Raw genomic sequence first — 25082 nt, 5'->3', positions numbered from 1 at the left:
GGTGCTCACCACACCACCGGCAGCCATACCGACATCTCGCCCGGCCCGCGGTTGCTCCACGCGTAGTACGGGATGAGGCGCGCGCCCGCCGTTCGCACGGTGGCGTCGTCGAGGTCGGCGTAGAGGGTGTCGTCGGGGCGGGGGAGCACGGCGATCTCGGTATCGAGTGCGATGACGCGGTGCCCGGCGATCTCGGCCTGGACCGGTGAGAGCTCCGTGCCACGGCGAAGGGCGGCCTGCTCGAGCATCACGCCCTCGGGAAGGTCGTGGCTCTCCAGCGCGTAGACGACCGGGCCGCGCTGCACGGCCACCTGGTTCGTCACCTCCTCGGCGAGGCGGTGCGCGCGCAGGAGCCGCACCGGCATGGGCAGGTCGAGCACGATCTCGTCGCCGGCCGACCACGCGCGCTCGATGCGGGTGTAGGAGGACGGGGCGCTCACCGGGACCGGTTCGCCGTTGACCGTGAGCGTCGCATCCGACGACCATCCCGGAATGCGGAGGTGCAGCGGCACGGTGCCGGTCGCTTCGCGCACGGTGAAGACGATGCGCCCATCCCACGGGTAGTCGGAGTGCTCGTCGAGCGCCAGCATCCGGCCCTCCTCGAAAGGAACGTCGATGCGGGATCCCCCGTACTGGTGCACGAACAGACCGTCCGGTGACACCGAGGCGATGCGCTCGTGCAGCCGCGAGAGTGTGCGGGCGATGTTCGGCGGGCAGCAGAAGCAGCTGAGGTAGCGTGCCCGCCCGCGCGCGTCGGAGGCGGGAGGCTCGGGCACCGGGTGGAGGGCGGTGTCGCCCGCGCGCCGCAGCGGGAAGGGGAGACCGCGCACCTGGCGCAGCGGGTTGGTGTAGAAGTAGGTCGTGCCGTCGAGGCCGATGGTGGACAGCAGCGAGTTGAAGGCGATGCGCTCGATGACGTCGGCGTATCGCGCGTCGGGCTCGAGGGCGAGCATCCGCTCGGACCAGAAGATCATGCCGATCTGCGCACACGATTCGTTGTGGGCGGTCGTGTTCGGCAGCTGGAAGGGGCGCCCGTACGCCTGGTGCACCCGGCTGATCTCGCTCTGCCAGGGGTAGCCGTCGGGCGAGGCGCCGTCGTAGAGGGCGCCTCATCCGCCGGTGATGTAGAGCTTGGTGTCGACGACGTCGTTCCAGAGGCGCTCGAGCACCGACGTCAGACGCTCATCGCCGGTCTCGGCGACGAGGTCGGCGAGACCCGCGTAGAGATAGTTGGCACGAACCGCGTGACCGGCGACGGCGGTCTGCTCGTGCACCGGGATGCGGTCCTGATTGTCGTCGCCGCCCTCCTCGAACTCGTCGCGCACGCGCAGGAAGTCCTCGGCCAGGCGCAGGTGCTGCTCGTCGCCGGTGACGCGGTGGAGTTCGATCGCGGCCATGTAGTGCGACGGGCAGATCGCGCTGCGGGCGAGCTCCACGGGCTTGTCGGTGGCGAGGCTCTGCAGGAATCGTGCCGCGTTCTTGGCCGCGTTCAGTAGAGTCTCGCTGCCGGTGACCTCGTAGTGGCGCACGGCGGCGGTGATGAGGTGGCCGAGGTTGTAGGTCTCGAAGTTGAAGCGATCGGCGAGGGCGACGACCTGCTGCCGGTGGCGTTCCGAGATCGCCGTGGGGGTGTGGAGGTATCCGTCCTCACGCTGCACGGAGGCGATGAGGGCCGCGATGTCTTCCAGCTGCCGTTCGACCTCGGCATCGGGATGAAGCTCGAGCTGCGCGACGGCGGATTCGAACCACTTGTAGGTGTCTCCGTCCATGAACGGCGGACCCTGGTGCTCGCCGTCTTCGAGTCCGGCGGCGATCCGGAAGTTCGTCAGGCCGGGGCTGATCGCCGGGTCACGGAGCATGTCCCACATCGAGGGGACGGTCACCTCGTGCGTGCGCTGCGCGATGCCGGCCCAGAAGCCGCTCGACCAGCGCGCGTTCTCCGCCGTGAGCGGATGCAGCGGGGCGTGGGTGCGCAGGGGAGTGGTCGCCGACATTGGCAGGTCCTTTCGCATCAACGTGGTCACAGGCTAACCTGGGTGTGCAACTTCTCGCAACGCTGCATGGATATTCATCCAGCCGTGGACTCCATCGAAGGGGATGATCGACACATGTCCGAATCCACACGGGTCGCCTTTCTGCACACCGGCGCGGTGGTGATCGCGCCCGTCGCCGAACTCGCACGCGAGTTCCTTCCGGGTGTGGACACCGTGAACTATCTCGACGACCGTATCGTCGCCGACCTGCGCGACGAGAGCCGGGCCGCGGGAGTTGCGGCGCGGGTCGCCGAGCTGGTGCGTGCGGCGAAGACGGCCGGGGCGGATGCGGTGATGCTCACCTGCTCGTCGATCTCGCAGCTGGCCGTTACGACGGCGGACGAGGTCGGCATCCCCGTGCTGCGCATCGACGAGGCGATGGCCGACGAGGCGGTCGCGACGGGGGATCGCATCGCCGTGCTGGCCACGTTGCCCACGACGCTCGAGCCCACGCTGGCACTGATCGGTGAGCGCGCCGCCCTCGCGGGAGCGAGGCCGACGGTCGTCAGCGAGGTGATCGACGGCGCCTTCGCCGCGGTGTCCGGCGGCGATCGCGCGTCGCACGACCGTCTGGTCGCCGACGCGATCACCCGCGTCGCCGCCGATGCCGACGTCGTCGTGCTCGCTCAGGCCTCGATGGCGTCGGCTGCGGATGCGGCGCACGTCGACGTTCCGGTGCTCACGAGTCTGCGCCCGGGCATCCAGCGCCTGCGCGACATCGTCACGCGCAGCTAGGTACTCCGGGTGAAGGGATGGGGTGCGCGGGCGGGCTATCCGGTGTCGGCTCGCGCGCGGGCGGGACTGCCGCGACGGGGTGAGCGACTCGGAGCCGCGTGGCCTGGGGCTTTCGATGCCGGTCGGAAACGTCGCTGCGGATCCCACCAGGCGGGACCGCGCACGTGCGGCACACCGTCTCGCATGACGATCTCCCACCCCGATCGCTCCAGCGTGCGGTGGTGGAAGAAACACAGCGGCACGCCGTTGTCGACGTGGGTCGGGCCGCCCCGGGCGTGCTCGTCGACGTGGTGCACCTCGCACCAGCGCGCGGGCACCGGGCATCCGGGAATGATGCACGATCCGTCGCGCGCGATGATCGCCCGCCGCTGGGCCGCGCTGAAGATGCGGCCGCTGAAGCCGAGGTCGATGATCTTGCCCCTCGGGTCGTGCACGACGCGCTGCACCGTTCCGCCGCACGCCACCTGGTGGGCGACCGCGACCGGCACTGCGCCGATGCCGTCGATATGGGCGGCGCGACCCGCGGCTAGATCCTCAGCGCTCACCGAAACGACCAGCGTGGGTGCCGCGCCACCGATCGTGGGAGCGTCGGCGGCTCGCGCCGCGATGCCGAGCGCAACGGCGAATGCATCGTGCTGGCGCTGCGACACCGTGCGGTCGTCGTGTACGGCCGGCTCTTCGGCGGATCGTTCCGCCGCGTCGTCGGTGAAGCGCGGTCCCGGCGCGCGCTCCGGACCGTGCGGATTCAACACGGCGTCGATGAGTATCTGCAACTGCCCGGCCACCTCGGGCAGGAGCTCGCCGCGCACCGGAATAAGACCGTCGCGCCCGCGTACACCGACCCACAGCCCACGGTCGCGGAGCGCGCGCTCCTCGAAGGGCGCGGCACCGTCTTGATCGAGGCGGTCGACGAGGGCATCGGCGAGCGTGCGCAGTTCCCACGCGTCCATCGGAGGATGCTCCGCGGGCGCATCGGTCACGGGCTCGCCGTGCTCGTCGAGGTCGTCGGAACGGATGCCGCGCGCGGCCGCGGCGAGAACGCGATCTGCCAGGTGCATTCCCGCCGGGTCGATACGAGCCGACGCCGCGCGCAGGCGCGCCGTGGCGGCCACGACTCCGGCGGCCGACACGGCGCCGTCGCGCATCGCCGCCCGCATGGCGGGGAACGCACCGGGCAGGGGCTCGCCCGAGGTCAGGGACACCTCGTGCGGGAACGCCGCAGCCGCCGCGGTCCACACGCCCGCCTGCTTCTTGTCGCACCGGGTCGTGCGGCGCAGCAGGTCGCCCACGTTCGCGCAGCCGAGCCGGGTGGTCAGCTTCTCGTCGTGACCGCCGGTCGAGGCCGACTGAGCCTGAACGGTGGAGGCCACGATCAGCGCATCGACCTGGCGGGACACGTCGCCGAGCACCTGCAGCACGCCGAGAAGTTCGCCGTCGGTGGCGGCACCGGCGACCAACTCGTCGGAGGCGCCGGGCACGAGCGCGCTGAGCCGATCCTTCAGATCGGTCAGGGTGTCGAGCGCTTCGAGCATGCCTCCATTATCGAACATACCTCCGACATCGCCCGGCGACCGCTCACGCCATCCGCCGCCGCACGACGAGCCCCGCGCCGATCGCCACGGCGATCACCGCCAGCACCGGAAGGAGGGGGATCACCCCCGAGCCGCCGGTCACCGGAAGCGCGCCCGGAGCGGCCGTGTTGACGAGCGAGAAGGCGAGTGTCGCGCCGGCATCCACCGTCGTCGTCACCCAGCCGTCCGCGTCCGGGGTCAGCTCCTCGCCGTCGATGCTCCACGTCGCTGCACCCCAAGCCACGCCCTCGACGGACGGCGGTGCGAGCTCGCGCAGCCGCACGGTCGCGCCGGCGGGCACATCCACCACCTCGACCGTCTCGCCCGCCGCCACCTGCGACGTCTGCGCCTCGCCGTCGTCGACGATGTACTCGATCGTGAAGGCGGTGTCGGTAGGCACCTCGGATGCGGCTCCGCCGGTGAGCGTCTTCGTCACCGTGAACCCTCCGGTCGGCTCGGTCGACGCGGTGTTCGTCATGACCAGGGCGAGCGGTTCCGGATCGCCGTCCACGCGTAAGGCCACGAGTCCGCCCGGGGTCGTCGGCACCGGCTCGCCCGCGGCGGTCCAGGACACGGCGCCCCACTCGACACCGTCGATCTCAGGGAGATCCCCTTCGCGCAGCTCCACCGTCGAACCGACCGGCAGATACGGCGACACCGCCGGCGCACCGATGCCGGCGTTCAACGGATCCTGCGACTGCAGGCCGAGCCACCACTCGACCGGGAACGTGGTGTCGGCCGGCACGAGGTCCGCGGCGTCACCGCTGACCGCCTTCTCCACCGAGAAGCGGGCGAGCTCGGACACGGAGTTCACCAGCTCCCGCTCCGCCACGACGCCTGGTCGCACAAGCAGGAAGGCGGAGGGGTTCCAGGTCGCCTCGGCCCACGCGTAGTTCGGCGGTAGCGCCGAGGCGTCGGGCTCGACCTCGGCCAGGCGCACCGCCGTGCCCACCGGGAACTGCACCGGCTCGCCGTCGACGGTCGGTCCCGCCGGGGTTCCGTCGGCGGGAACCTCGATCGAGCCCGTCGCGATGCCCGCGAAGGGCTGATACGCCGTGTACTCGACGGTGAAGGATCCGGCGAGCACATCTCCGGGGTCGATGCCCGCGAAGCGCTTGACCACCTGGAAGGTGCTCGTGCGCAGGGTCGCGGAGTTGGTGAGCGTCGCGGTCGCGACGGGCTCGTCGTCGCCGACGATGACGAGCGGCTCCGGGGAGACGACGGGGTCTCCCCAGTCGATCCATCCCACACCGGGAGGTGTCTGCTCGACGAAGGTGACCTCGGTCCCGACCGGGAATGTGACCGGCTGCCCCTCGTCATCGAGCGGCGAGACCGCTGTGCCGTCGGCCGGAAGGCGCACGGTGCCGGTGACGACATCGCCGAGCGGCGTCTGTGCAGTCCACGCGACGGCGAAGCCGATGGTGGCGGGAAGGTTCGCGCCGTCGATGCCGGCGAAGGCCTTGCTGAGGGCGAAAGTGCCTTCCTGCAGGGTGTTCGAGATCTCGATGACGATGTCGCCGCTCTCGGCGATCGGGATCTCGACGATCGCGCCGTCGAGCGGACCGGCGCCCTCGAAGTTCTCGGGGGTGAACGTCTGCGGTTCGCCGTCGTCGGTCGTGACGGTGAAGGTCGGCAGCTCCCACGCGTCCGCGTCGGTCGGACTCCCGTCGAGCGTCGGCACGAGCTCGGCGAGGGCGATCGCATCGGCGTCGGTCTCGAGGTCGTCGAGCGTCTCGGGATCGCCCACGGGCAGGTCGCGCGTCGTGCGTTCCCCGGCCGGATCGGTGTTGTAGCTGACCTCGTAGCCGAACCGATCGTCGGCGGCGTCTCCGCTGGCTGACTTCACCAGGGTGACCGTGCGGTCGGCGGATTCGGGGGTGAGGAGATTCACGAGCGAGACGGCGACCGTCGACGTGTCGTCGATCTCGAACGTCGCCGAGGGGTCCCAGCTCGCGCCGGTCCAGTCGTACCCGGGAGGCGGCGTGACGCCGGACAGGTCTTCGTCCAGCGATATCTCGGTGCCGACGGGGAAGTCCTGTCCGACGGGCGCGGGCGTTCCGTCCAGCGGAACCTCGAGCGTGCCCTCGGCGATCTGCTCGCCGCCGAACGACGCCGTCCATGTCACCGGCACCGTGCCGGCCGGCGGCGCCGGGGTCGACCCGTCGGTGGTCTGCACCGACTTCGTCACCTCGAACGTGCCGACGAGAGCGGTCGCGGTGTTGGTGACGACGATGTCCGCGGTGCCGGTGCCGACGGTGATGCTGTCGGGCGCGATCGTCGGCGAGCCCCATTCATAGCCGGGGACCGACGGCGGGGCGATCTCGTCGAAGACGATCTCGGTGCCGATCGGGAACTGCTCGCCGGGGTCGACCCAGCCCCCGTCTGCCGGCACGTCGAGGGATCCGGTGAGCTCGGTTCCGTCGGGCTCGGTGGCGGTCCATGACACGGTGAACGTCGTCCCTGCGGGCAGGTCGTCCTCGGCGATGCCCTCGAGCGCCTTCTGCACCCGGAACGAGCCGCTGTCCGCCGCGCACGCGATCTCGCCGGCGAAGAGGAACGAGTGCACCTCGCCGCCCTCGAGCACGACGTTCTGACCGATCACCTGCCCGTCCAGCGGTGCCGCGTCGACGGTGACGTTCGCGTTCGGCGCGTAGATGGATCCGTCGATCCGGCCCTCGGCGGCGGTAACCGAGACGTCGCCGGTGAGCGCCGAGAGGTCCCAGAAGGTGTACGGCGAGTAGGTGCCCTGCGGGTCGATGCGCAGGCCGACGACGTCGGTGGTGCCGGCGGGAACGCGAATGATCAGCGGATTCGCGGCACCCGGAGTCGGACCGGCGGAGAACTGCAGCAGCGCCGCACCGGCGATCTCGCTGTAGTCGACGACGTTCGGTCGATCGGCGCTGAGCGGCTCGAGCACTTTGCGCGAACCGGCGTCTTCGGCCACGCCGACCGGATAGCCGAGGTCCAGGGTGGGATCGGCGATCTCATCGAGACACGCGGCGGCCTGGTCGTAGTCGGCCTGACGGTTCGCCTCCACGTAGTCGGCGACGGCGGTGGCAGACGTGTCGGCCGTGTAGATGCTGCCGTCGCCCGCTGCCGAGGCGGGGGGAGCGGCATCCTCGGGGTAGACCTGAGCGGTCGCGTCGATGAGCGGCGTCTGGTCGGGGTTGGCCGGGTTCGTGTTCAGCCGCAGCCAGTCGGCGCGCGTGAAGGCCTGGAACGGTCCGTCGCGCTGCACCATCTTGAGGTCGCCCTGCAGAGACGGGTCCGACGTGCCGGCACTCGTGATCGCGAGGATGCCGCCGCTGCCGGGACTGTACTCGCCGACGAGCAGCCGCGTCGGGTCGCCGTCGACGGTCGGCAGCGTGTAGTCGGCCGTTCCGGCGGCGACGTGGATGATCGTGTACTGCCCGTCGCCCGGCTTGGTGGCGACGCCCCCGGCCGCGAGACTGCCCTCGGTCTCGTCGTTGCCCATCGTGAGGTCTTCGCGGGCGTAGACGGTGAAGCCGCCGTTCAACGCGAACGGGTTGAAGGTGTCGGGGTATGCCGCCTGAGCCGGCGCCGGCGGCGCTGCGGCGGTCGCGACGGTGGCGCCGGTGGCGACGAGGGCGGTCGCGACCGCGCCGGCCACGATCGAGCGGATGCGGGACCGAGCGGTGTGAGGCATGGCGTCCTTCGAGGTGTCGCGCATCCCTCGGTGCACGGGAGCGTCGTCGCGACGACGGTACCGCAGCGGTCTCGATACCGGAACCCTGGGCGGCACGAGACCGGGCCCGGCGTCCGAGACCCGCACGCTTACGGAGGAGAAACGCCTTCCAGAGGACCAGGAGCCCGGAATCGACCTCTGGAGGCCTGATCTCCTCTCCTGTGCCGGTTGCAGGCGCCGGCGACCTGCCGAGGAGACGCTCGCCGGCGTTGAGCATGACCCGGGGCACCCCGACGCGGATCAGGCGGCGACGCGGATCAGGCGGGGGCCGCGACCGTGGCGGGAGCGACGAGCGCCACCGTGCGCGGGTGCGTTCCGTGGCCGACCGTCTCCGGCGCGGCGCCGGGCAGGTCGATCACCGCCGTCGCCCCGACCGGAACCGTCATCTCGGCGTGCAGCAGATCGCCGTCGATGCGCCACGCGATAGCCGTCTCGCCGTAGGGCGTGAGGTGGCGCGCGCTCGCCGAGGTGAGCCCGCCGCCGGGGCGCGGGGCGAAGCGGATGCGCCGATACCCCGCGGCGTCCGGCGCCAGGCCTGCGACCACCCGGTGGAGCCAGTCGGCCACCGCTCCCAGCGCGTAGTGGTTGAAGGAGGTCATCGCGCCGGGGTTGACCGTGCCGTCGGGAAGCATCGAGTCCCATCGCTCCCACACCGTCGTGGCTCCCTTGCCGACCTGGTACAGCCAGGAGGGGCACTCCTTCTCCAGCAGCACCGCGTACGCCGTGTCCAGCTCACCCGCTCCGGAGAGGGCGTCCGAGACGAGCGGTGTGCCGACGAAGCCGGTGGAGATGCGGTTCTGCGCCGCGCGCACGAGTTCGCCGAGGCGTCGTCCCGCCGCCTCGCGGCGGGGCGCATCCGGGATGAGGTCGAACGCGAGCGCGAGCGCGTAGGCGGTCTGGGCGTCGCTGGTCATGCGACCGTCGGGCAGTACGTAGGCGTCGGCGAAGGCCGCATCCACCTCGTCGGCGAGGCGGGCGTAGTGCGCGGTTGCCGTCTCGTCGCCGAGGAGCGCCGCCATCCACGACGCGATGCGCGCCGATCGGGCGAAGTAGGCCGTCGCGACCAGGTAGCGATCGGTCTGCGCATCCGCGGGATCCTCCGGCGGCGCGGCGGGATCGAGCCAGTCGCCGAGCTGGAAGCCCTCGTTCCACAGCCGGTCTTCGCCGGCGAGCTTCTCGACGAGGTCGACCCAGCGTCGCGCGCTGTCGAACTGCCGCTGCACGACGCCGGCGTCGTCGAAGCGCTGATAGAGGGTCCACGGCAGGATCGTCGCCACATCGCCCCACGCGGCACCCGGCCGGATGGGGGTCCACATGCGGTGCGACGGGATGACCGGCACGTACCAGGGCACCGTGCCGTCGGGCAGCTGATCGGCTTCGACGTCGCGCAGCCATCCACTGAGCATGCCCGAGACGTCGTAGAGGAACGACGCGGTGGGGCCGAAGACCTGGATGTCGCCGGTCCAGCCGGCGCGCTCGTCGCGCTGCGGACAGTCGGTGGGGATGTCGACGAAGTTTCCGCGCATCCCCCACACCACGTTGTCGTGCAGCTTCTGGACGTCGGGGTCAGAGGCGGAGAACCACCCGGTGCGCTCGAGGTCGGTGTGCAGAACGCGGGCGACGAGGGCGCCGGCGGCGACATCGGCGTCGAAGTCGCCCGGCCACCCGTCGACCTCGACGTACCGGAAGCCGTGGAAGGTGAACCGGGGCTCCCATTCCTCCACGCTGCGCCCGGCGAGGGTGTAGTGGTCGCTCGAGCGCGCCGAGCGCAGCGGACGTGTGTAGATCTCGCCGTCCTGCAGCACCTCGGCGGTGCGCAGGCGCACGGTCGCGCCGGCCGGCCCGGAAACGCGCAGGCGCACGCGGCCCGCGACGTTCTGTCCGAAGTCGAGGATGCGGGCGCCGCTCGGCGAGGTGAGCACCTCGACCGGCCGCCGCTCCTCGGTGCAGCGCACGGGAGGGGCGGTGGGTGCCACGAGGGTCGCCGGGTCACGCCAGCGCACCGCGGCCTGCTCCCAGGCGGAGTCGTCGAAGCCGGGGGAGCTCCATCCGTCGTGCTCGAGCCGCGCGTCGTAGTCTTCGCCGTCGTAAATGCCGGAGCGCAGGATCGGCGAGGCGGCGGTGCGCCACGTGCTGTCCGTCGCGATCGTCTCGCGACGGCCGTCGGCGTAGGTGATCTCGAGCTGTCCGAGGAAGGAGAGGTCCTCGCCGAAGACGTTGCGGAAGCCCTCGTACCAGCCGACGCGTCCGCGATACCAGCCGTCGCCCAGCCACGCGCCGATGGCGTTCTCTCCCGGTGCGAGAAGGTCGGTGACGTCGTAGGTGTAATACCGCAGGCGCGAGTCGTAGGAGGTCCACCCCGGGGAGAGGGTGTCGTCGCCGACGCGGCGGCCGTTGAGTTCGGCCTCGTAGAGTCCGTGCGCTGAGGCGTAGAGGCGTGCTCGCACGACCTCGCCGTCGACGGTGAACGAGCGGCGCACCAGCGACGGACGCCGCTCGTCGGACTCGCGCGGCTCGAGCCGACGTGCGCCGACGGGTCGGGCGGTCCAGTCCGTCGGCTCGAGAAGGCCCGCCTCGACCGTGCGGGCCGGTGAGGGATCGCTCCAGAGGCCGTCGGCGCCGGCGATCTGCACGCGCACGACGGCGCGCTCGCGAGAGGCGAGAGGCGACTCGGGCCACGGCACGAGAACCTGATCGTCGCCCGCGACCTCGTGCGCGCGGCTGCCGGACTCGCGCTCGATGAGCAGGCGGTAGGAGTTCTGCGTCCATCCGGTCGGCGCGTCGCTGATGCGCCAGGAGATGCGCGGAGCTGCCTCGCCGATCCCGAGCGGATCGCGATGGTGCTCGATGCGGGGTGCCGCGACAGTGACGTTCATGGATCCTCTGTGATTCGTAACGTTTCAAGCTCGCAGGCCGCGTCATCGACGACGTCCACCATTCGCGAGTTGGTACGTTTCAATATAACGGACGAAAGTGCGCGCGTCGACGAAGCCCGCCGTCGCTGCGTCACGCGGTCGGGCTCAAGCGCCCTCGATGAGGTCGCGTGCGGTGTGCACGTCGGTGAGGAGAACGGTGACCCAGCCGCCGGCGAGCGCTCCCCGGATCGGTTCACGCTTGTGGGGTCCGCCGGCGACGCCGATGCGGCGAGGGATGCGGCGGAACTCCTCGGCGGGAATGGAGATCGTCCGCTCGTCGAGAGGCCCATGGATGACCGAGCCGTCCGCGCGGAACACGCGGTGGCAGATGTCACCGACCGCGCCGTCGGCGAGGAGCGCCTCGAGCTCGCCCGGGCCGTACGCGTTCCCGCTGTCGGCGAGGAGGGCGGACGGTCGGACATCTCCGATACCGACCACCGCCGTCGTCAGTTCCCGCCACTGCGCGGTGACGGCTGCCAGACCGGGGTCTTCCAAGAGGCGTTCGCGCAGGCTCGCATCGGCGACCACGCCGGGGGCCTGGACGTAGGACGGGACGGCGCCGATCAGGCGCGCCAGGTCTCCCGCCAGGCGGTGCGACTGCGCCTGGGCCTCGCTCGAGCCCCGTCCTCCGAGGAGTTGCACGATGTGACCGCCGATCGGGGTGCGCAGCGGTCGCATGCGATCCACCGTCGCGAGGAGGGTGCGGCTCCACGAGGAGATCCCGATGCGCTCGCCGGCGGCGAACGTCTCCTCGAGGTAGGAGGCTGCGGCGCTGCCGATTCCGCCCATGACAGCGGCGGCATCGTCGCGGTCGGCGTCCTCGATATCGACGACGACCGCTTCATCCAGCCCGAAAGTCGTCTCCAGGCGAGCCTCGAGGTCGGGGTGCAGTCCCGGGGCGATCGAGACGATGGTGCGGATGATCCCCAGGTCCTCGGCACGCTTGAGCGATCGCGAGACCTTCGCCTGGGAGATCCCGAGGGTCTCTGCGATCTGGGCCTGGCGGATGCCGCGCTCGTGATACATCACCGCCACCTTGGTCAACTGGCGGAGATGGACATCGAGCGACGAGCCGTAGTGCGCCGACATGATCCTCCCGGCTTGCAAGTTTATTCGCAGCCGCGCTCGCTGCGGTGTGGGCTGGCGCGCTAGAATTGTGACGTTTCAACAGCAGGCGATGCCGGGACGAGGGAGTCGGGATGATCATCGGGGTTACCGGAAGCGGCGGAAAGCTCGGGCGGGCCACCGTCGAACGCCTGCGCTCCGACGGTCACGAGGTCGTCGGCTTCGACCTGCAAGGGCCGGCGGGTGTCGGCTTCACGCGCGTGGATTTCACCGACTACGGCCAGACCCTGGACGCCTTCCTCGGCGTGACCGCCCGCCACGGCGGACTCGACGCCATCGTGCACCTGGCGGCGATCCCCGTGAACGGACTCGTGCCCGACGCGGCCGCCTTCGACAACAACATGTCCGTGAGCTTCCACGTGCTCTTCGCCGCCCACCGCGCGGGGATCCGCACCATCGTCTCCGCGTCGAGCATCACCGCCATGGGATTCCCCTTCGATCAGGCCCCGCCGGCGCTCCCCGTGGACGAGACCTTCACCCGCGCGCACAACACCTATGGGCTGGGCAAGGTCGCCGAGGAGGCGATTGCCGCACAGATCGTCGGGTGGGCGCCGGGGACCTCCATCACGGCGCTGCGGTTCACGAACGTCGTCGCCGCCGACGAGTACGACACCTTCGACCGCGCGGGCGAGCCCGATTACCGCCGCGACCTCCTCGGGTCCTGGATCGATGCGCGCGACGGTGCCGAAGCGGTCGCCCTCGCTCTCGCCGACGCCCGACCGGGGTTCGAGGTCTACAACGTCGCGGCCCCGGAATCGGGCTGCGCCATGCCCTCACGCGAGCTCGCCGCACGGTGGTTCCCCGGCACGCCGGTCGCCGATGACCTGGGGGAGCACGAATCCCTCATGTCGACGAGGAAGATCCGCGACCGGCTCGGCTTCGCCGCGCGTCACGACTGGCGCTGATCGGCTACTGTCGTGCCACGGCCTACGTCGCGAGGGGAGCGCATGTCACGACCGGGCATCCGCGACGTCGCGGTCGCTGCCGATGTGGCGATCGGCACCGTCTCGAACTACCTGAACCACCCCGAGCGGGTCTCGCCGGAGAAGTCCGCGCGCATCCGCGCGGCGATCGACTCTCTGGGATTCGTGCCGAGTATCGCCGGTCGCCAGCTTCGTCTCGGGGTGAGCACGCTGCTCGGCTACATGGTGCCCGACGTCAGCAATCCGCACTTCGCCGAGATCGCGGAGGGCGTCGAGATGCACGCAGACGCGCGCGGCGTCTCGGTGCTCATCGCGAACTCCCACCGCAGCCGGGAGCGTGAGGACGCCTACCTCCACGTCTTCGAACAGCACCAGGTGCGAGGGCTGATCGTCGCCTCCCATCAGCCGATCGAGGAGCGGCTCGCGCAGGTGCGCGAACGCGGCACGCCGTCCGTGCTCGTGGGCCAGCGGGCCCGGTTCGCCACCCAGCCGTCGGTGTCGATCGACGACGTGTCCGGCGGTCACCAGGCGCTGCAGCACCTCATCGACATCGGGTGTCGTCGCATCGCCTTCGTCGGGGGCCCCCTGACCGTGCCGCAGATCGCCGACCGCATCGCCGGCGCCAGCAGCGCCGCCCGCACCGCGGCCGTCTCGCTCGAGGTGATCGACATGCCCGATCGCACGATTCCCGGTGGTCGCGAGGTCGGCAGGATGATCGCCGCACGGCCGCCCGCCGAACGTCCGCACGGCGTCTTCGCCGCCAACGATCTGCTGGGCCTGGGCATCCTCCACGAGCTGTCGGCCGCGGGCGTCGACGTGCCGCGGGAGCTCGCCCTGGTCGGGTTCGACGACACCCAGTTCGGTGAGGCGTCGCTCATCCCGCTGAGCAGCATTCGCGGTCGGCACGAGGGGTTCGGCGAAGCCATCGTCGATCTGCTGTTCGACGCGATCGCCCGGGGCGGCAAGCCCGTCCCTGACCCGCACAAGGTCTTCGCCCCCGACCTCGTCGTGCGTACCAGCAGCGCGGGATTCGTGAGGCCATGAGCGTCAGCATCAAGGAAGTCGCCGCAGCTGCGGGGGTGTCGGTGGGCACCGTGTCGAATGTGCTGAATCGCCCGGAGAAGGTGGCCGAGAGCACCGTCAGGCGCGTGACGGCGGCGATCGACGAGCTCGGCTTCGTGCGCAACGACGCCGCGCGGCAGCTGCGCGCCGGCCGCAGCCGCAGCATCGGCCTCGTCGTGCTCGACGCCGCGAACCCGTTCTTCGCCGACGTCGCCCGCGGCGCCGAGGATCGTGCCGGAGAGGCGGGCATGGTCGTGCTGCTGGGCAACACCGACGAGGCGCCCGCACGCGAGGACGCCTACCTCGACCTCTTCCGCGAGCAGCGGGTGAACGGGGTTCTGATCACCCCGGCCGGCGACGACATCCCGAAGCTCGAGAGACTGCGCACCGCGGGCATCCCCGTCGTGCTCGTGGACCACGACGCACCCGGATCGGGTCTCGCGTCCGTCGCGGTCGACGACGTCGAAGGTGGCTATCTCGCCGTCGCGCACCTTCTCGCACAGGGTCGCCGACGTGTCGTCTTCGTCGGTGGATCGCCCTCGATCCGCCAGGTCGCAGACCGGCTCGAGGGTGCCCGCCGAGCGGTGCGCGAGGTGCCGGAGGCGACGCTCGAGACGGTGGAGGTCGCAGCCCTCACCGTGCTTCAGGGTCGTGCGGCCGGTGAGCGCATCGTGGCGATGGCCGCGGGCGACCGGCCGGACGCCGTCTTCGCCGCCAACGACCTGCTCGCGGTCGGACTCCTTCAGGCCTTCGCCCTGATGTCGGACATCCGCGTACCGGGCGACATCGCCCTCATCGGATACGACGACATCGACTTCGCGTCGGCCACCGTCGTGCCGCTGAGTTCGATCCGTCAACCGGCGTCGGCCATCGGGCGTACCGCCGTCGAACTCCTCCTGCGCGAGATCGAGGGCGCTGCCGACGGGGAGCGGATCATCCGCTACCGGCCCGAACTCGTCGTCCGTGCGAGCTCGGCCCCCTGATCCGTCGAGACGAGCGGTCGGGTCAGCCCTTCACCGCGCCGGCTGCGAGCCCCTTCATGATCCGCTGATTCAGGAAGAGGTAGAGCACGAGGATGCCGAAGGTCGTGATGCAGATCGCGGCGAACAGCGGACCGTAGTTGATCGCGCCGTACTCGCCGGAGAAGTTCAACAGACCGACCTGGATCGTGTTCAGGCTCTTCTTGCCGCCGAAGATCAGGGCGATGAGCAGGTCGTTCCAGATGAGGAAGAACTGCACGATCGCGACGGTGACCACGGCGTTGCGCATCATCGGGAAGCCGATCGAGAAGAATGCGCGGATCATCGACGCGCCGTCGATGGTGGCCGCCTCGAAGATCTCGCGCGGGATCGCACGGAAGAACGTCGCCATCATGAACACCGTCAGCGGCAGCCCGCTGGCGGTGTAGATGAGGATCATCGGCAGGTAGGAGTTGTTCACGCCGAGGGCGTAGAACATGTTGAACAGCGGCAGCACGATCATCTGCAGCGGGATCATGATGCCCGCCAGGAACAGCAGCAGGATGCCGCCGCGGCCCTTGAACACGAGCACCTCGAGCGCGAAGCCCGCCGCCGTGCCGAGCAGCACGATGAGGGCGAGTGAGGGCAGCGTGACGATCACCGAGTTGGTGATCGTGGTGGACAGGTTGCCCGTCTCCCATGCGGTGATGTAGTTCGACCATTCCCACACCTCGGGGAACGTGTAGGAGGGGTTGTTGAGGAAGTCGGCGTTCGACTTGAACGAGTTGATGACCATCCACAGCAGCGGATAGGCGGTCACCACCACGAGGAAGGCGATCGTCAACCAGGCGGGCAGTCGTCGGAGCACGTGGCGGACGCGTTCGGCGGGCGTGCGCCGGTGGGGCTGGAACGCGCGGGGTGTGGGCACCGCGGTCGTCTGGGCGTCGAGTGTCGTCATCGTCGGTGCTCCTTTCAGACCGTGTTGTCGCGGCGCGACGAGCGGAAGATGGCCAGGGTCAGGATGAGGCACATGATCGTCAGCAGGAGTGCGATCGTGGAGCCGTATCCGAAGTCGCTGAACTGGAACGCGGTGCGGTACATGTACAGCGTGAGCGGGGTCGTCGAATTGCCCGGGCCTCCGCCGGTGAGGGCGAAGACGGAGTCGAAGACCTTGATCGTGCCGTTGATGGAGAAGATGAACGACGCGAACAGAATGGGCAGCGACATGGGCAGCACGATGTTGCGCAGCAGGCTCCAGGTCTTGGCTCCGTCGATGCGCGCGGATTCGATGATGTCGTCGGGGATGTCGAGCAGGCCCGAGAAGATGAGCACGCCGTAGAAGCCGACCGAACGCCAGACGTCCATGATGACGATCACGACGAATGCCGTGTCGCCGGCGCCCAGCCAGTCGATGCCGGAGAGTCCGACGTTCACGAGCAGCTCATTGACGAGGCCGTCGGACGGAGCCGACTGGAAGAGCTTCTGGTAGAGGATCGCGATGGCGACGGTGGGCAGCACGACCGGGAAGAAGACGAGCGTGCGAACCACCACCGACGACTTCTTGAGGACGAAGTGATACAGCAGCGCGAGTCCGTATCCGACCACCACCTGCAGGGCGGTGACGAGGAACGCGTACTTGAGGGTGAACCACAGGGCGTCCAGCACGTACGGGTCGCGGAAGAGTCTTTCGAAGTTCGACAGCCCCGTGAAGCTGAAGCCTTCGAGGATGCCGCCGGTGAAGAAGGTGAGGCCGAACGACCAGAAGACCGGAACGACGATGATGAGGGTGTACACCACCAGTGCCGGGGTGAGCAGAAGCAGGATGGCTCTGCGGTCGCCGAGGACGGACTTCATCTCGTACGGCCTTTCGTGTTCGGGGGGGGGGGGGGGGGGCTGTGACGGATCCTGCCGGAACGACGGGCCGACGGGGGGAAGCCTCCCGGTGCGTCCGGAATGTCGGGCGCACCGGGAGGGCGGTGATCAGCCCTCGTCGAGAGCCGTCTGGACGAGGTTCATGAACTCGTCCGCCGAGAGCTGGCCGGTCACCAGCAGCGCCGCGTTGGTCGACGAGACGTTCGATGCCTTGGCGTTGAACAGTGCCTCGAACCACAGCACGCTGTCGGTCGCGGTGGAGATGGTGTCGGCGATCTCCTGCGAGATGGCGGGCAGCTCGACCTCTTCATCGGCGATGAAGCCGGTGATCTGGCCCTGCTTGAGGGCCTCGTCGCCGTAGCCGGAGGCGATGCATTCGAGCCACGCGCCGACGCTGTTGTCAGCCGAGTAGGTGGAGGCGTTGAAGGTGGCGGGCAGGCCGACGTTCGACGGGTACTCCTCGATCGAGCCGGCGCCGCCGGAGACGGTGGGGAACGGGAAAAATCCGACGTTGTCGGCGCCGATCGCGTTGCCCTCGCCGTTGATGTTGCCCAGCAGCCAGCTGCCCATGTACATCATCGCGGCGTTGCCGGTGAGGAACTCGTTGGTCGCGGCGTCGTAGTCGAGGGAGGCGACATTGTCGCCGAAGTAGCCGTCGGCTCCGAGGTCGGCGACGGCCTGGGCGGCGGCGACGTACTCGGGGTCGGTGAGCTTGGCGTCTCCGTCGGCGACCTTCTGCATCGCGTCGGGGCCGAGATCGCGGAAGATGTACCCGCTGATGAGGCGGGTCAGCGGCCAGCCCTGCTCGCCCGAGGCGGCGAGGGGGGTGTAGCCGGCGGCAGCCGCTTCGGCGGATACGGCGAGCAGGTCGTCCCAGGTCTCGGGGATCTCCCAGCCGTTCTCTTCGAAGACGGCCTTGTTGTACCAGATGCCCTCGATGTTGTACTGGAAGGGCAGGAAGTTGAAGGCCCCGCCGTAAAGCTTCTCGATGGTCGAGACCGCTCCCTCGGCGATCTTGTCCCGCACACCCAGCTCGGTGAGGGCCTCGTCGAAGTCGACGAGGTAGCCGGCGTCCCAGAGCTTCTGACCCTCCGCGGGGTTTCCGCCGGCCGAGAACATCGGCGGCAGGCTGTCCTGGGTGGCGAGCAGCTGCACCTGGGCGTCGAGCTCGGCCTGGGGGATGGAGTTGATCTCGAGCGGGGCGGCCTCGTTGGCGTCGGCGCACACGCCGCCGTCGGCGAGGGCCTGCAGCACCGGCTCGGTGGTGGTGTTCTCGGCGTTCTTCAGGAACTCGAGCGTTTCGGGGTTGCTCGCTTCCCCTCCGCCGTTGTCACCGGCCGCGCAGCCGGTGAGGATGAGGGCACTGACGCCGGCGACGGCAGCGAGGCTTCTCAGCGGGGTTCGGGTACCCCGGCGCGTTGCTGTGGACACGTTTCCTCCTTGAAAGGTGACATCGTCTTTGAGACGTTTCAATATGATGCTAGGTCACTGTTCGGCGGGCTGTCAACGTCGCGGGGCCGTGTTACTGAAACGTCACAATATGTTCGCATGCCGCGCTGCGCTCAGAACTCTGCGACGGCGCGACGGCCCTCGAGGAAAGCGATCATGTTGAGGACGAGGAAGTTCCAGTTCTGGAATCCGTGCGTGATGATCGGGTCGCCGTTATCGGGGTTGTAGTACTCGTGGAGTGATCCGTTGGCGTCAAGATCCTGGCCGAACAGGCGCACCGTCTTCTCCGCGAGCTCGCGGGCGTCGTCGAGGTAGCGGTACCGCACGAGGCCGCGGAAGGTGAGGTAGTTGCTGATGCCCCATACGGGGCCCAGCCAGTTGGAGGGGTTGTTCGAGGCGCGCAGGTCGTACATCTTCTCCAACCGCGAGAGCGTGCGGATGCCGTAGGGGGCGCGGAAGGTGCGGTCGTCGCGGTAGCGCTCGACCATGCGGGCGGCCTGTTCGGCGGTGGCGATGCCCGCCCACATCGGCAGGAAACTCGACCAGTTGTCGATTCGCAGCGGAAGGGAAGACCAGTGCCGCGGAGCTCCGCGATGGAGCCAGTCGTCGGCGTCGATCGGCCGAAGGGTGAGATCGACGCTGTAGAACGTGCCGTCGCGCTCATCCCAGGCGTGGCGGTGCAGGGCGTCCGCGAGGTCGCTCGCACGGCCACGCCAACGGTTCGCGGAGTCGAGGTCACCGGTCTGCTCGAGCAGGTAACCGAAGGCGAGGAACTCCCGGTACAGCAGGGCGTTGAGGTAGACCGCCGCGGTGCTCGCGTCGGGCCGGTAGTACACCGAGGGGTCGTTGTCGACGCCGACGGCGAAGTCGGTCTGCCAGTAGGCCAATCCCGTCTCGGTGTGCACGTGGCTCTCGACGTACCGTTCCAGGAAGCGGGTGATGGCGGACAGATGCGGCCGCGCCCACTCCGCCGAGCCCGTGCGCTGCGACAGCATCGCCGCGTGCTGAGCGAGCACCGGCTTGTGCATGTTCTGCCGGAATCCGCCCTCCCGGCCCGCGTCGCCGTGGGTCAGCGACCCTTTCGGGCTCAGCTGGATCGGCATCACGCCGTCTTCGTCGCTGTGCTCGAGGAAGTTCACGATGGCGCCGCGTTCGTACTCGAAGTAGTGCCCGACGCGATCGGTGTCGACCTCGACCTGCCCGAGGGCGATGCTGATCGTCCAGGAATCCCAGTCCCACAGCGCATCGGAGTACAGGGGCGAGTGCGGGCTCGAGGGAACGATGTACGGGTGCTGAAGCACGCCCCCCGGTTCTCGTGTCATCTCCGAGGCGTGGGCGTGGATGTAGTCGGTGAGCAGGGGGATCCATCGTTCGAGCATCGTCGTCTCTCCGTGTCGGGGCGTGCGGCTGCGCACGTCCGCTCATTCTTGCGCGAACGAGTGAAAGCTTTCAACCGGTTGACCGCACCGCGCAGGCGGAAAACCGGTCAACCGGTGGTACTCTCGGAGGGCGTTGACGCACGACGAGAGGCCGACGATGACCCGCATTCCCGCCGCTGATCGGATCACGCCGCCCGCCGCGCCGACCTGGCGACTGGGCGAGGCGCCGTGGCGGACGCTGCCGCCGGCCGCGGGTCCGCACGCGCGGGTGATCATCGACAACGACTTCTCCGGCGACCCGGACGATCTGTACCAGCTCGTGCATCATCTCCTCTCGCCCGGTGTCGACATCCGCGCCGTCGTCGCGTCACGCCTGCGCGACGGCGACCCGTTCGACCCCTCCGGTCGGGCGGCCGAGAACGCCGAGACGATCGTGCGCGACGTGTTCGGACGCATGGGGCTCCTCTCGACCGACGTGATCCACCGCGGATCGAACGAGGCGCTCGCCGACACCGCCACCCCTCGACCGTCGGCGGCTGTCGACGCCATCATCGCGGAGGCGATGCGCGAAGACGTCGCCTCGCCCCTGTATTACGTCGCCGGCGGCGGCCTCACCGACCTCGCATCGGCGCTGCTGACCGAGCCGGCGATCGCGCAGCGCATGACCCTCATCTGGATCGGCGGAGAGGAGCACGAGGGACTCGCCGTGCCGCCGCCGAACGCGATGGAGACCGAGTACAACCTCCTCATCGACGTCGTCGCCGGTCAGGTCGTGTTCGGTCACTCCGCGATTCCGATCTGGCAGGTTCCGCGCGACGTCTACCGGCAGTGCCTCGTCTCCGACGCGGAGCTGCGGCGACGGGTGGCCACGGCGGGCCCGCTCGGGCGATACCTCTATGACGAGATCGCCGCGATCGTCGAGATGGCGGGATCGTTCCTCGGTGGGGCATCCGAGACCTACGCCCTCGGCGACTCGCCCCTCGTGCTGCTCACTGCGCTGCAGTCCCTGTTCGAACCCGACCCGTCATCGAGCCGGTACGTCGAAAGGCCGACTCCGGCTCTCGATGACCACGGATCGTATGTGGCGGTCACCGGCGCGCGACCCATGCGCGTGTACACGCAGGTCGACACGCGCATGATGTTCGAGGACATGTTCGTCAAGCTCGCCGAGTTCGCCGAATGGCGGGATGCCGCGCAGGGCGTCGCATGAGCGGTCGCGTCCGCACGATCGTCACCGCCGACCCCGAGCTCGACGACCTCAATTCCCTGCTGCGCCTGCTGCTCTACACGAACGACATCGACCTGCAGGGTCTCGTCTACGCGAGCAGCCGCTTCCACTGGCGCGGCGACGGCGCCGGCACGACATTCTTCCTGCCCGACCGCGAATACGCCGAACCGCAGACCTCGTGGCGGTGGGCGCCCGGCGAGCGATTCATCCATGACGCCGTCGAGGCCTACGCCGAGGCGTACCCGAATCTCGCCGTCCACGACGACCGATACCCGTCCCCCGACGCGCTCCGCGGGATCATCCGCTTCGGCAACGTCGATTTCGAGGGGGACATGTCCGCGGACACCCCCGGCTCTCGCCTGATCGCCGACGCGCTGCTCGACGACGACCCGCGCCCGGTGCACATCCAGCTGTGGGCGGGACCGGCCACGCTCGCCCGCGCACTCCGCTCGATCGAGGAGCGGTACGCCGAGACCCCCGCGTGGCCGCAAGTGCGCGCATCCGTCTCCCGCCGCGCGATCGTGACGAAGTTCGCATCGCAGGATGCCACCTACGACGACTACATCCTCCCCGTCTGGCCCGACATCCGCGTGACCGAGGCCGCTGCGATGGCGTGGGGATACCTGATCCGCGAGACCATCCGCGACGAGGACCGCCCCCTGCTGGCGGCGGAATGGATGCGCGAGAACGTCACGAGCGCCGGCACGCTCGGCGCGCTCTACCGGGTGTGGGGCGACGGACGCCAGATGGTGCCCGGCGACCCGACCGACTACTTCCACCTCTCGGGGCGCTCGGCCGAGGAACTCCGCGCCGACGGCTACCGGGTGTGGATGCCGCCGCAGCCCGCCGGGGAGTGGATCTCCGAGGGCGACACGACCACGATGCTGAACCTGCTCGTGCCGGGACTGCGGGCGGGGGAGCACCCCTCCTACGGCGGGTGGGGCGGGCGGGCGGAGCGCACCGACATCGGACCCGACACGTGGGCAACGGTCGACGCGCGCATCTTCGGAGGTGGCGATGAGGCCGACGAGCACTCGGTCACGCGATGGTTCGCCGACGCGCAGGCGGACTTCGCCGCGCGCCTGCGCTGGTCGATCACGCCGGATGCCGGTTCCGCGAACCACCACCCGCGCATCGAGATCGACGGCGCCGCCGATCGGAAGGCAGCGCCGGGGGAGAGTGTCGAGCTGCTCGCCCGGGCGACCGATCCCGACGGAGACCGCGTCGACGTGCACTGGTGGGTCTTCGACGACGCCGGAACCTGCCGTCGCGCGGAGCTCGAGGCGGGGGACTCACCCGAGGGTGAGGCCCGCGCGCGCGTGCGCATCCCGGCCGATGCCGAGCCCGGCGCCACGGTGCACGTGATCGCCGAGGCCCGTGATCGGCATCCGACCCACCCTCTCGCGAGCTGGCAGCGCGTCATTCTCACCGTCCGCTGACCCGGCCTCCAGAGGAGATTCCGCGCGGGGAGGACGCCGGAGCGGGGCGGATTCAGCCGGTCAGTGCAACACCGTTGCTTGTTGGGTTCGAGAGTAGCTTCTGGAGGGCTTCGGCGGGTGTGGCCCAGTTCAGGGTCTTTCGGGGTCTGGCGTTGAGTTGCGCGGCGACGTAGTCGAGGTAGTCGGCGGTGTAGCCAGCGAGGTCGGTGCCCTTGGGGAAGTACTGTCTGAGGAGGCCGTTGGTGTTCTCGTTGCTGCCGCGTTGCCAGGGTGAGTGGGGGTCGCAGAAGAACACCCCGTCGCGCAAGTCCAGGCTGGCTGTTACGCGTTCATGGGCGGCCATTTCGCTTCCTTGGTCCCAGGTGATCGAGCGGCGCAGATGCTCGGGGAGCAGTGTCATCTGGGTGATCATCTGGTCGGCGACTGTCTCAGCGTCACGACGGTGGGGCAGGTGCAGCAGGATTACGAACCGGGTGGCGCGTTCGACCAGGGTGCCGATCTGGGATAGACCGTCCTTCCCGATGATCAGGTCGCCTTCCCAGTGGCCGGGAACGGCACGGTCATCGACTTCTGCTGGCCGGTCGCTGATCATCACCATCCCGGGGATCTTTTTCCCCGAAGCTGCAGCAGCCTGCCGTTGCGTGCGGGCGCGGGGCTTGCGGGTCGTGCGTCCGGAACGCAGGTGGCGGGTCAGTTCGTTGCGGAGCTCGCCCCGGCCCTGGGGCTTGTCAAGTCTTCTGTGTAAGCGGGTTGGTGTTGGTGGTTAGAGGTAGGGGGTGATGCGGTCGGGGTAGGCGAGTGCGAGTTGTTCGAGGGCTTGTTTCCAGTTCGTGGTCACGTTGCCCTCGATGAGTCGGCCGGAAGCTTTTCGCTGGCTGGAGGGGCGCCCGCGTTCCTTCTCGCGTTCTCGGGCGCGCTTGTCTTCGATGTCGCAGATCGCCAGCCAGAGCAGCTTGACCGCGGCGGCGTCGTTGGGAAAGTGACCCCGCGATTTCGTCACTTTCCGCAGCTGGTAGTTCAGCGACTCGATCGCGTTGGTGGTGTAGATCACGCGGCGCAGCTCGGGCGGGAACGCCAGGAACGGGGTGAACCGGTCCCAGGCGTCCTGGAACGTCTTCACCGCCGAGGGGTAGCGGCGGCCGAGCTCGGAGTCGCTGAACGCCTCGAGCGCTTCGAGCGCGGCGTCCTCGTTCACCGCGGTGTAAATCGGTTTCAGCGCGGCGGCGACGGCTTTGCGGTCTTTGTAGTTCACGAACCGCATCGCCGCGCGGATCAGGTGGACCACGCAGGTCTGCACGGTCGCTTGCGGCCACGTCGCCGCGACCGCCTCGGGAAATCCGGTGAGCCCGTCGGTGCAGACGATCAGCACGTCGCGGATGCCACGGTTGGCAAGCTCGGCGCAGACCGATGCCCAGAACTTCGCGCCTTCGGTGGCCTGCACCCAGATACCCAGGACGTGCTTGATCCCGTCCATGTCGACCCCGACGGCGATATGCGCGGCCTTGTTGCGCACGTGACCGCCGTCACGGATCTTCACGATGATCGCGTCGAGATAGATCACCGGATACAACGCTTCCAATGGGCGGGTCTGCCACGCGAGGACCTCGTCGGCGACCTGGTCGGTGATCTTCGAGATCGTCTCATGGCTGAGCTCGGTGCCGATCGTGTTCGCGAGATGATGCTGGATATCGCGGATGGTCATCCCGCCGGCATAGAGCGAGATGATCATCCCGTCCAGCCCATCCAGCCGGCGCTGCCCCTTCGGGACGAGCATCGGGGTGAACGACCCGTTCCGATCCCGCGGGACCGATAGGTCGATCTCACCGATCTCGGTCGACACCGTCTTCGGCGTCGTGCCGTTGCGGGAGTTCGGATACAGCGACGCTTCCGCATCACCACGCTCGTACCCGACGTGCTCGGTCAGCTCCGCGTCCAGGCCCCGCTCCAGCGCGGCCTTCAGCATGCCACCGAGCAGCCCCTGATCGCCCGTCAGCGGGGTGCCGGCATCGATCTTCGCGAAGATCTCATCCATCGCACCCGACGACTTCAACTGATCAGCGAGCTCCTTCTGCCGACGCCTGCGCTCCTCGCGCTCCGGACTGATAGCCATGGTCTCCATGATGTTCTCCTTCGAGGTGAACCCCACTCACACAGACCATCTGACACCCCCCGGCCCTGCACGAACAGAGACCGGTAGATCGCCTCATGCGAAATGCGCATGCCTTCATCATCGGGGAAGTCCACCCTCAGCCGGTGACTGACCTGCTCCGGTGAACACCCCAGCCTCAGGCGCCGCTCCACCTCGACCCGCAACCGGTCATCCAGCGCGAGTTTGGAGGGCTTCGGGCGCACCATCCGCTTGTCCGCTCGGAACTGCGCGGTCGACGGTGAATACGACGGCGCCCGCAACGCGGGACGTGTGGTCCAGCGAGGTCGATAGCGGGGCGTCTTGCCCCGGTTCCGGTTCAGCTCCCGCATCACCGTCGATGGGGCACGGCCGATCACGCGAGCGATCTCCCGTATCGACTCCCCACGCGCTACCCCTACCGCAATCCGCTCACGATCAAGGATCGAGAGGAATCGACCCGATGGTTCAGAAAGAGACAGCGGCGCCATCCCGCCAGCATCCCGGAACCACCTCTCCGCACCCTGCCGCGACGCACCCGCAGCAACCGCCGCATCCTTC

The 25082-nt window shown here is 69.2% G+C and carries 17 protein-coding genes and 2 pseudogenes; 6 read left to right on the top strand and 13 right to left on the bottom strand.

Translation table 11 applies throughout. The features are described 5' to 3' along the window. Positions 1-5: 5 nt before the first annotated feature. A complete protein-coding gene (locus tag IM777_RS17530) occupies positions 6-641 on the bottom strand; it encodes a glycoside hydrolase family 127 protein (RefSeq protein ID WP_336510692.1) in 636 nt (211 codons plus the stop codon). A 48-nt stretch (positions 642-689) separates the two neighbouring features. Next, a pseudogene (locus tag IM777_RS14700) lies at positions 690-1994 on the bottom strand (glycoside hydrolase family 127 protein); the annotation flags it as partial. A 114-nt stretch (positions 1995-2108) separates the two neighbouring features. Here IM777_RS14700 and IM777_RS14695 point away from each other — a divergent pair. After that, a complete protein-coding gene (locus IM777_RS14695) occupies positions 2109-2768 on the top strand; it encodes an aspartate/glutamate racemase family protein (protein ID WP_194383874.1) in 660 nt (219 codons plus the stop codon). A 35-nt stretch (positions 2769-2803) separates the two neighbouring features. Here IM777_RS14695 and IM777_RS14690 read toward each other — a convergent pair whose 3' ends face one another. The 4 genes from IM777_RS14690 to IM777_RS14675 all read right to left on the bottom strand — a co-directional run bounded on the left by IM777_RS14690 (position 2804) and on the right by IM777_RS14675 (position 12049). Next, positions 2804-4300: an HNH endonuclease signature motif containing protein gene (locus tag IM777_RS14690; RefSeq protein ID WP_194383873.1), complete on the bottom strand. Its 1497-nt coding sequence runs from the start codon at positions 4298-4300 to the stop codon at positions 2804-2806. Positions 4301-4343: 43 nt separating this feature from the next. Beyond that, on the bottom strand, positions 4344-8006 hold the full coding sequence (locus IM777_RS14685) for a DUF5979 domain-containing protein (RefSeq protein ID WP_194383872.1): 3663 nt from the start codon (positions 8004-8006) through the stop codon (positions 4344-4346). A 296-nt stretch (positions 8007-8302) separates the two neighbouring features. Further along, positions 8303-10921 (bottom strand): alpha-L-rhamnosidase, encoded by a 2619-nt coding sequence (locus IM777_RS14680; RefSeq protein ID WP_194383871.1) that lies wholly within the window; start codon positions 10919-10921, stop codon positions 8303-8305. A 144-nt stretch (positions 10922-11065) separates the two neighbouring features. Further along, positions 11066-12049 carry a sugar-binding transcriptional regulator gene (locus IM777_RS14675; protein ID WP_194383870.1) on the bottom strand — a complete coding sequence of 328 codons (984 nt, stop codon included), beginning with the start codon at positions 12047-12049 and terminating at the stop codon, positions 11066-11068. Between the two features lie 110 nt (positions 12050-12159). Between IM777_RS14675 and IM777_RS14670 the strand changes: the two genes are divergently transcribed. Genes IM777_RS14670 through IM777_RS14660 form a run of 3 tightly spaced genes read left to right on the top strand, consistent with a single transcriptional unit; the run spans position 12160 to position 15053 of the window. Continuing rightward, positions 12160-12990, top strand: coding sequence for an NAD-dependent epimerase/dehydratase family protein (locus IM777_RS14670; RefSeq protein ID WP_194383869.1), 831 nt, complete (start codon positions 12160-12162; stop codon positions 12988-12990). Between the two features lie 42 nt (positions 12991-13032). Beyond that, positions 13033-14052: a LacI family DNA-binding transcriptional regulator gene (locus IM777_RS14665; RefSeq protein WP_194383868.1), complete on the top strand. Its 1020-nt coding sequence runs from the start codon at positions 13033-13035 to the stop codon at positions 14050-14052. Further along, the gene (locus IM777_RS14660; protein ID WP_071045009.1) at positions 14049-15053 is read left to right on the top strand and encodes a LacI family DNA-binding transcriptional regulator; all 1005 of its coding nucleotides are present in this window, start codon (positions 14049-14051) and stop codon (positions 15051-15053) included. Before IM777_RS14665 ends, IM777_RS14660 begins: the two co-directional genes overlap by 4 nt. 22 nt (positions 15054-15075) lie before the next feature. On the opposite strand, the gene IM777_RS14655 is transcribed toward IM777_RS14660, so the two are convergent. From IM777_RS14655 to IM777_RS14640, 4 genes are all read right to left on the bottom strand, one after another. Further along, on the bottom strand, positions 15076-15987 hold the full coding sequence (locus tag IM777_RS14655; RefSeq protein ID WP_071045008.1) for a carbohydrate ABC transporter permease: 912 nt from the start codon (positions 15985-15987) through the stop codon (positions 15076-15078). Positions 15988-16001: 14 nt separating this feature from the next. Continuing rightward, the gene (locus IM777_RS14650) at positions 16002-16883 is read right to left on the bottom strand and encodes a carbohydrate ABC transporter permease (protein ID WP_071045007.1); all 882 of its coding nucleotides are present in this window, start codon (positions 16881-16883) and stop codon (positions 16002-16004) included. Between the two features lie 126 nt (positions 16884-17009). Next, the gene (locus IM777_RS14645) at positions 17010-18332 is read right to left on the bottom strand and encodes an ABC transporter substrate-binding protein (RefSeq protein WP_194383867.1); all 1323 of its coding nucleotides are present in this window, start codon (positions 18330-18332) and stop codon (positions 17010-17012) included. A gap of 131 nt (positions 18333-18463) precedes the next feature. Continuing rightward, the gene (locus IM777_RS14640) at positions 18464-19765 is read right to left on the bottom strand and encodes an MGH1-like glycoside hydrolase domain-containing protein (protein WP_194383866.1); all 1302 of its coding nucleotides are present in this window, start codon (positions 19763-19765) and stop codon (positions 18464-18466) included. A gap of 121 nt (positions 19766-19886) precedes the next feature. Here IM777_RS14640 and IM777_RS14635 point away from each other — a divergent pair, with 121 nt between their 5' ends. Next, positions 19887-20939, top strand: a complete 1053-nt coding sequence (locus IM777_RS14635) for a nucleoside hydrolase (protein WP_194383865.1) — start codon at positions 19887-19889, stop codon at positions 20937-20939. Continuing rightward, positions 20936-22396 (top strand): DUF1593 domain-containing protein, encoded by a 1461-nt coding sequence (locus IM777_RS14630; RefSeq protein WP_194383864.1) that lies wholly within the window; start codon positions 20936-20938, stop codon positions 22394-22396. Before IM777_RS14635 ends, IM777_RS14630 begins: the two co-directional genes overlap by 4 nt. A gap of 52 nt (positions 22397-22448) precedes the next feature. Here the strand turns inward: IM777_RS14630 and IM777_RS14625 are convergent. The 3 genes and pseudogenes from IM777_RS14625 to IM777_RS17615 form a co-directional block, all read right to left on the bottom strand. Next, a pseudogene (locus IM777_RS14625) lies at positions 22449-23117 on the bottom strand (IS30 family transposase); the annotation flags it as partial. 42 nt (positions 23118-23159) lie between these two features. After that, complete coding sequence (locus IM777_RS14620; RefSeq protein ID WP_228481089.1) at positions 23160-24506, bottom strand: IS256 family transposase; 1347 nt, start codon at positions 24504-24506, stop codon at positions 23160-23162. Beyond that, positions 24443-25012: a helix-turn-helix domain-containing protein gene (locus IM777_RS17615; protein ID WP_194383863.1), complete on the bottom strand. Its 570-nt coding sequence runs from the start codon at positions 25010-25012 to the stop codon at positions 24443-24445. The genes IM777_RS14620 and IM777_RS17615 overlap by 64 nt, the downstream gene beginning before the upstream one ends. Positions 25013-25082 lie beyond the last annotated feature (70 nt).

Origin of the sequence: Microbacterium luteum, assembly GCF_015277875.1 — a bacterium.
Taxonomy (GTDB): Bacteria; Actinomycetota; Actinomycetes; order Actinomycetales; family Microbacteriaceae; genus Microbacterium; species Microbacterium luteum.
The sequence above is the reverse complement of the archived record's forward strand: the minus strand, read 5'-3'. Positions and strand labels throughout refer to the sequence as shown.